Source organism: Acidovorax sp., from assembly GCF_022763525.1.
Lineage (GTDB): Bacteria > Pseudomonadota > Gammaproteobacteria > Burkholderiales > Burkholderiaceae_C > Acidovorax.
In genome coordinates this window covers 1-6,717 of record NZ_JALEGG010000247.1, presented here as the reverse complement: position 1 = coordinate 6,717, position 6,717 = coordinate 1, and the positions used below count along the sequence as shown (strand labels likewise).

General features: G+C 59.7%; 9 protein-coding genes and 1 pseudogene. 6 read left to right on the top strand and 4 right to left on the bottom strand.

Annotated elements, in window-relative coordinates:
• Window positions 1-104: 104 nt before the first annotated feature.
• Together MRY84_RS19035 and MRY84_RS19030 are read left to right on the top strand one after the other, a co-directional pair.
• Window positions 105-398, top strand: a complete 294-nt coding sequence (locus MRY84_RS19035) for a HigA family addiction module antitoxin (RefSeq protein ID WP_290567328.1) — start codon at window positions 105-107, stop codon at window positions 396-398.
• A 198-nt stretch (window positions 399-596) separates the two neighbouring features.
• Window positions 597-1,607: a nitronate monooxygenase gene (locus MRY84_RS19030; protein WP_223055817.1), complete on the top strand. Its 1,011-nt coding sequence runs from the start codon at window positions 597-599 to the stop codon at window positions 1,605-1,607.
• 159 nt (window positions 1,608-1,766) lie between these two features.
• On the opposite strand, the gene MRY84_RS19025 is transcribed toward MRY84_RS19030, so the two are convergent.
• The 4 genes from MRY84_RS19025 to MRY84_RS19010 form a co-directional block, all read right to left on the bottom strand.
• Entirely contained in the window at window positions 1,767-2,243 is a 477-nt protein-coding gene (locus MRY84_RS19025) for a TIGR02391 family protein (RefSeq protein WP_223055816.1), read from the bottom strand.
• Window positions 2,233-2,907 (bottom strand): DUF5343 domain-containing protein, encoded by a 675-nt coding sequence (locus MRY84_RS19020; protein WP_223055815.1) that lies wholly within the window; start codon window positions 2,905-2,907, stop codon window positions 2,233-2,235. The genes MRY84_RS19025 and MRY84_RS19020 overlap by 11 nt, the downstream gene beginning before the upstream one ends.
• A gap of 157 nt (window positions 2,908-3,064) precedes the next feature.
• The gene (locus tag MRY84_RS19015; RefSeq protein WP_290567327.1) at window positions 3,065-3,499 is read right to left on the bottom strand and encodes a GFA family protein; all 435 of its coding nucleotides are present in this window, start codon (window positions 3,497-3,499) and stop codon (window positions 3,065-3,067) included.
• Between the two features lie 10 nt (window positions 3,500-3,509).
• Window positions 3,510-4,280 (bottom strand): Sir2 family NAD-dependent protein deacetylase, encoded by a 771-nt coding sequence (locus tag MRY84_RS19010; protein ID WP_223055813.1) that lies wholly within the window; start codon window positions 4,278-4,280, stop codon window positions 3,510-3,512.
• A 197-nt stretch (window positions 4,281-4,477) separates the two neighbouring features.
• On the opposite strand from MRY84_RS19010, the gene MRY84_RS19005 reads away from it, so the two are divergent.
• The 4 genes and pseudogenes from MRY84_RS19005 to MRY84_RS18990 all read left to right on the top strand — a co-directional run.
• Window positions 4,478-5,188, top strand: coding sequence for a MotA/TolQ/ExbB proton channel family protein (locus MRY84_RS19005; protein WP_223055812.1), 711 nt, complete (start codon window positions 4,478-4,480; stop codon window positions 5,186-5,188).
• A complete protein-coding gene (locus tag MRY84_RS19000; protein WP_290567326.1) occupies window positions 5,189-5,797 on the top strand; it encodes a hypothetical protein in 609 nt (202 codons plus the stop codon). It begins immediately after the preceding gene.
• Between the two features lie 7 nt (window positions 5,798-5,804).
• Complete coding sequence (locus tag MRY84_RS18995) at window positions 5,805-6,323, top strand: hypothetical protein (RefSeq protein ID WP_223055811.1); 519 nt, start codon at window positions 5,805-5,807, stop codon at window positions 6,321-6,323.
• 3 nt (window positions 6,324-6,326) lie between these two features.
• Window positions 6,327-6,717 (top strand): annotated as a pseudogene (locus tag MRY84_RS18990) (hypothetical protein); the annotation flags it as partial.

Here is a 6,717-nt window from a genome sequence, read left to right as displayed (position 1 = left end):
GCGTAGGCTGAACATTGGTCATTCTGGTTGAGTGGCAACTGGCCGGAAACGTTCGCGTTGCGCGATGGCAACGCCTACGTACTGGATCATGAGGACTATCACTGATGGCTATGCACAATCCCCCGCACCCGGGTGCGTTCATCCGCGAGGTGTACATGGAGCCCTTCGAGATCACCGGCCGGCACCTCGCTGCCAAGCTCGGGGTTTCCCCGTCCACGCTTAACCGTGTACTGAACGGAAGCAGTGGCCTGAGTTGTGAAATGGCACTGCGCCTCTCGAAGGCACTCGGTCGCAGTCCGGAGAGCTGGCTCACGATGCAGGACAACCATGACCTCTGGAAGGCCCGGCAGTCAGTCAACTTGGATGGGGTGGAAAAGGTCGAGTTTCGCGCGGCATGACAGCTCAAAAGGTTCGGTGATTGGCTTACAACGATCCATCAAGTCGTGCCACTAAGCGTCAATGCCCGAGCTCGCTTTGGCTTTGAAACCTTTTCGGCGAGGGCCGGCCCTGGAGTGCTGGCAAATGGGGGCAGCACGCGTGGTGGAACAAGTGATGTGTCACCGTAAGCCCGTGGAAGCTGCGAAGAGAGGCACGCGATGAGCACAACATGGACGAAGGCACTGGGGCTGCGCTGGCCGGTTGTCCAGGCAGCGCTGGGCGGCGGTATATCGACGGCCGATCTGGCAATCGCGGTATCGCGCGCTGGCGGACTCGGCACGATCGGCTTGATGCCGGAAACCCAATTCGCGGACGAGATCAAGCGCGCCCAAAGAGAACTAGACGGAGTGCCGTTCGCCGCCAATCTGCTCATGCCACTGCTGCGGCGCGGGCACGTACGCGCCTGCATCGAACAGCGCGTACCGGTGGTTTCAGTCTTCTTCGGCCACGACGCCGCGATCTTGCGCGAGCTGAAGGAAGCCGGCTGCTACGTGATCTATCAGGTGGGCGATATCGCTGAAGCCGACTCTGTGCTCCGCGACGGTGCCGACGCGCTGATCCTGCAAGGCAACGAGGCTGGCGGCCACGTGCGTTCGACCCAGCCCCTGGCAGAGTTGTTTCCGGCCGTGCGTCATCGGCACCCCGAAGTGCCGATAATCGCCGCCGGCGGAATCTTCGACGCAGCCTCCGTCTCCCGCGCTCGCGCGATGGGCGCGGATGGCGTGGCAGCAGGAACACGCTTCCTGCTCACCCCGGAAAGCAACGCCCACGACAACTACAAGCAGGCCCTCCTTGAAGCCCGCGAAACCCTGCTCACCGACCTCTTCGGATTCGGCTGGAACGCACCACACCGCGTAGTGCCGAATGCCGCCACTCGAAGCTGGTGCCGCAAGGATGCCCAGGCGCCGCGCTGGCTCTCCAGCATGAACAGTCTGTTCGAGGCGCCGAGCCGCCTGCTGCCGCTCAGTGCCGGAGAAACGCTGATCCGTTGGGAGCGCCCAAGCCTGCCATTCTTCGGGCCCTTCCCCTTGACCCGGCAGATGCCGGCGGACCGCTGCGAGGTGTCCCCACTCTATGCCGGCGAGTGCGTGTCAGAGATGACCGAACTGCGCCCCGCTGCAGAAGTTGTACGCGAGCTGGGTACGGCATTCGAAAACGCAGGCGCCTGAGCGCCTAGCACACGCCTTCTGTGGGGCTTAGCAGTAATACGGCAATACGTTATTCAACACACCCAACCACCCAGGATTTGCGGGCGCACCGATTAACTTGATGTGATTGGCATTGATTAACTGTAATTCCCGTAAACCGTGGTCTGTCCCCTATTACCCTCATGCTATACGTCGATCCAAGCGCCGCTTAAGAAGCGATGCCAAGCTTAGGTGATCAAGGCACTCGTCGGGAGTCTCTGCTATCGCGTACTCATGTCCCCTCGGATTTCTAATCGCCATTACAGATCCGGCGAAGATAAATTGGTACCCTTTTTGCTCGTCTATCTCACTCGCCGTTGAAAGGTTAGTCAGCTTTATTGACGGCGATGAATCAGAAAAGGCCTGCATCATCAACTTAAACCCCGTTTCGCTCAGCTTCGATAGTTTCTGAACCTCTTTGTCGATGTATTTGTAGGCTTCAAAAGTGGCTTGAGCATAGTGTCCATCATCGAAGAGCCGCTTCGATACGGTTACTATTGCAGGATGGATGTTTCGCTCATCAAACGGATGTAGATCCGCATCCTCTGTCGGTGTGTAGCCTAATGCTCCAGCGGAACGAACAAGGTTTTCGAAGTTTTTTAGAGGCTTACGAGTCAATTAGATTTTCCCGAATGCTCTTAAAAATGTTGTCATAGGTCTCTTTATCACCATCCGCTGGCAAGTTGATTTCAATGCGCACGGTAAGGCCAAGCTGTTTTTCAGTCGAAACAACACTGCCGGCACCGCCGCCAGACGTCGAAGTGGAAGGTGCCTTGTTCCTAGTAGCGGTGGAGTTCTTCTTCGGTGACGCATTCTTTGAGCTTTCTGACTTTGTTTTCTTTAAGCGCGGTTCCGGAAGATCAGCCTGCCCTGCAAGGCCAGCAAACACTTTAAAGGTGTTCGCCTGGCGGCGACCGATAGCATCACTAGTTTGATCGCTCGATCGAAAAAAAGTAATCAAATCGTCAATCTCTAAAGCCCACGCTTGATCTCCATAAAGGTCGAATAGATCAGAATAGGCGTCCTTAATTAAGTCAGCGAAGGCCTTCTGAAAAGCTTCATCTTTGTGGTTTGAGAATGCCTTAGTTGCAGCTTCTGTCTTGTTGCCGTCATCATCCAACAAGCCGATAAACTGGAGAGCATTGATCAGATAGCTTTCGTTATTGGGAGCCAACCCGTACTTTTTCACTGTTTCGGAGGTCACAGACTTCGGAAACGACTTTCGCAGATTGCGGACCATAGTGGCGATGTTCCCGGGCCCTGATATGTAGGGATGTGCCATGGTTCCTCCTTGTTAGTTCAACAGCGATTAGCTAGCGTGCGTCTTGATTGAATCATAGCGTGCACTTCATAACTCCGCGATGTTCGATAAGGTATTACCGGTAACTCGCCGTATTTCCATGAGGCAACGGCGTCCGGACCGTTCGGCGTAAAGACGTTTATTCATTCGAGTACTGGGCAAATACCTCTGCGCCCGTCAGCTTCTTGGTTTCCTGTGCAAACGAGTAGAAGTCTGGCTTCTCGTCAATAAAGATTTCTTCGGTGAACGCCCACGCCTGTTGCTCCTGAAGAAGACCCACCGGCAGGGCGTACGTATTTCCCTCGCGTAGCCGGTAATACAGGTGGGTGCCGCAGGAGTTGCAGAAGCCGCGCTCTGCCCATTGGGAGGACTGGTAGGTGGCGATGTGCTCCCCACCCTCGAACTGCAATTCCCCCTCGCATTGCACGGCGAGAAATGGCCCCCCGCCCCACTTGCGGCACATGCTGCAGTGGCAGGCATCGACATGGTTGGACTTCAGTTGGGTCTTGAGGCGCACTGCGCCACACAAGCATTGGCCTTCGTAGGATTCGGTGTGTATCTCGGTTGGGGGCATGGGTCTTTTCCTATTGCAGCGCTCGCTGGAGTTTGGGTAGAACTTCGATACCGCGTTGGCGGATGGGATGCTTGGCGAAGGCCGAGACCTCGGTCTCACTGGGATTGATCTCCAACGTAGGAATCTCGCTGTTGGCCGCATGAATCATCGGCGCGGCGATGTAGGGAAAGCCGGCGATAGTGCCGATGCTCATGACAAAGTCCGGGCCTTGGGCCATGGTGTGTTCCAGGCGGCCGACGGCTTCTTCGGGCAGCCATTCGTCGAACAGGGTGACTCTGGGGCGGACGATGGCTTGGCAGGCTTCGCACTTGGGCGGGATTTCCTCCAGGTGGGAGAAGTCCGCCACCCACTCCTCTGCCCCGCAGGCGGTGCAGAACAGGGTGTGGATGTTGCCGTGGATTTCGATGACGTCGGTGCTGCCCGCGTCTCGATGGAAGCCGTCAACATTCTGGGTGAGGATGGTGAAGCGCTCGAAGTGCTTTTCCATGTCGGCCAGCGCTTTGTGGCCGGCGTTGTGGCCAGCGCCGCGCGCGGTGGATTCGAGCTGGTAGAGGTATTTCCAGGTGATGTCCGGCCGCTGGCGGAACATGCCACCGGACAGGCATTCCTCGATGGGAAAGCCTTCTTCGGTGAGGTCGCGGTCGTAGAGACCGCCGACACCGCGGTAGGTGGGGAGGCCGGAGTCGGCGGAAATACCAGCGCCGGTGATGACCAGCACGCGCTGCGCGTGTTTCAGGTCTGCGATGGCGGCCTCCAGGCTGGCCTTGTTCTCCCCGTCCATTACTGCACCTTAGCCAATTGTTTTGTGGGCTACTCTGCAGTAGTTGTGCAGACCGCACAATATTTCTTGCCTGCGGCGCATTGAACGGTTTGAATGCGCTGCTATTCCACGCGCTTGGGTGCGCTTTCTCATGCGTGTGCTTACGATAAGGACGCCCGGGTGCAAGGCTACACCGGGGGCATGGAGGACGACGCAGCGTGACGCAACCTGAGCCGTCGCATCGGCTGTTTCTGCAATGGATGCTGTTCGCGGGGCTGGTGAGCTTCGCGGTGTGGATTGCCTGGGCGCAGGGTTTTCTGGCGCCGGTCTTCCAGCAGGACCCGACCCATCTCTCCAAGGTGATCGTGGCACTGTTCCTGGGCGCGACCGGGCACTGCGCGCTGCGCGCCTGGTTTCTGTCGCAGCAGCTGAACGAAATGCGCGCCATCCGGCTGACGGGCGAATGGATAGGGCCGGCTTCAGCGCATGAACGCGCGCCTTCCCTGCCCGCCGGCTATTTCCACGCGCTGGTGCAGAAGTACGGGCAGTCCGACGCGCGCCACCAGGATTACCAGCTGGAGAACGCGCAGCTGACGCAGGTGCTGGCCGAACAGGCACGCGGGCCGCATGAGACGGGCTGGTTTGTGACCGGCATGCTGACCAAGCTTGGTTTGATCGGCACCGTCATCGGTTTTGTGCTGATGCTGGGCTCGGTGTCCGGCATGGAGTCCTTTGACGTGGACAACGTGCAGCAGGTGCTGCAGGACATGACCGTGGGCATGGGCGTGGCCCTGAACACCACGCTGGTGGGCCTGCTGGGCAGCATGCTGCTGGGCTTTCAGTACCTGATGCTGGACCGCGCCGCCGATCGGCTGGTGGCCGATGCCGTGCATTACGCCGAAGTGCATCTGCTGGAAGGCGTGGCCTAGATGGCGATGTTCCGCCAGCGGCGATCCACCGAGCAGGACCCGTTTACCGATCTGCTGTTCAACTCATTGCTGGCCTTCACCTTCCTGTTTCTGGTGGCGATCATGTTTCTGAACCCGCCGGCCAAGCAGGGCATCATCGACCCCAAGGCCGAGGTCATCATCACCATGCAGTGGCCGGACAATACCGACGATGACATCGACCTGTGGGTGGAAGACCCCAAGGGCCGCATCGTGTGGTTCAAGAACACCGAGGCCGGCCTGATGCACCTGGACCGCGATGACCGCGGCATGGCCAACGACATGATCCTGGTGGACGGCGAGAAGATCGCCAATCCGCTGAATCAGGAGGTGGTCACCATCCGTGGTACCTCGCCTGGCGAGTACGTGGTGAACACGCACTACTTCTATGCCGCCAGCGATCTGCCGGTGGATGTGGAGGTGAAGGTGGTGCGCGTGAACCCGAAACTGGAAGTCATCTACTACGGCACCCTGCAGCTGCCGCACGTGGGCAACGAGCGAACCGCGGTGCGCTTCACGGTGACCCGCGACGGCAGCATCATCAACGTCAACCGCCGTTACAAATCCCTGGCGCCCGTCGAAGCCCTATGAGGACCGCATGAACGAAGCAGTGATCGGACTGGCCCTGGCCTACAGCGCTGTGATGGCCATCCTGGCCGGGCTGGTGATCTTCAGCCACTGGGCGCTGTGGATTCGCGCCGGCTGCGTGCTGATGGTGACGGGGCTGTACTTCGTGACCTACAGCAGCCTCACCGCCATGCTCGGCTGGCCGACCCAGCACCCGCTACCGGAGCGCTTCATCCTGCTGGCCTCCAGCATCAACGAGCCAGACAAGCGCGAGGGCACCGCGGGCAGCATCCATATCTGGGCCACCTCGCTGGAAGGCGACCGCCCCGCCCTGCGCCCTCGGGCCTACGCCCTGCCCTATGACGCGGTCATCCACAACACCCTGGCCGAGGCGGACAAGCGCCGGCGCGACGGCAATGTGCAGATCGGCTTGGCGACCACCTTCGACGGCGAACGCGACGAGCGCCCGACCGACCAGACGCATATGGCCACACCGGACCAGCGCATCACGGTCGAGGATCTGCCCGACCCGCGGCTACCGGAGAAGTAGCGCATGCGCACCCTGCTCTGGCTGGGCCTGGCCCTGCTGCTGGCCGCCTGTAACGAGGCCCCGCAAGGCTATTTCCCGCTCAATGAAGGGCTGTCCTGGACCTACCGCGTGACCACCGAACGCGACGGCCAGCGCAGCAGCGCCCTGTTTCGCATTCGCAATGTGGAACGCACGCGCGAGGATGGCATCACCCGCGCCGTCCGCCGCACTGATTCGGGCACGGACTACATCATTGCCGAGGACGACAGTGGTATCTATCGCATCGCCAAGCGCTTGGTGGTGCAGTTGGAGCCGGTGCCGGACCCGCATCCCCGCTACGTGCTGCGCCAGCCGATTCAGCCGGGCACGGCCTGGACGCTGAAAAGCCATCCCTATGTGCTGCAACGCATGTACG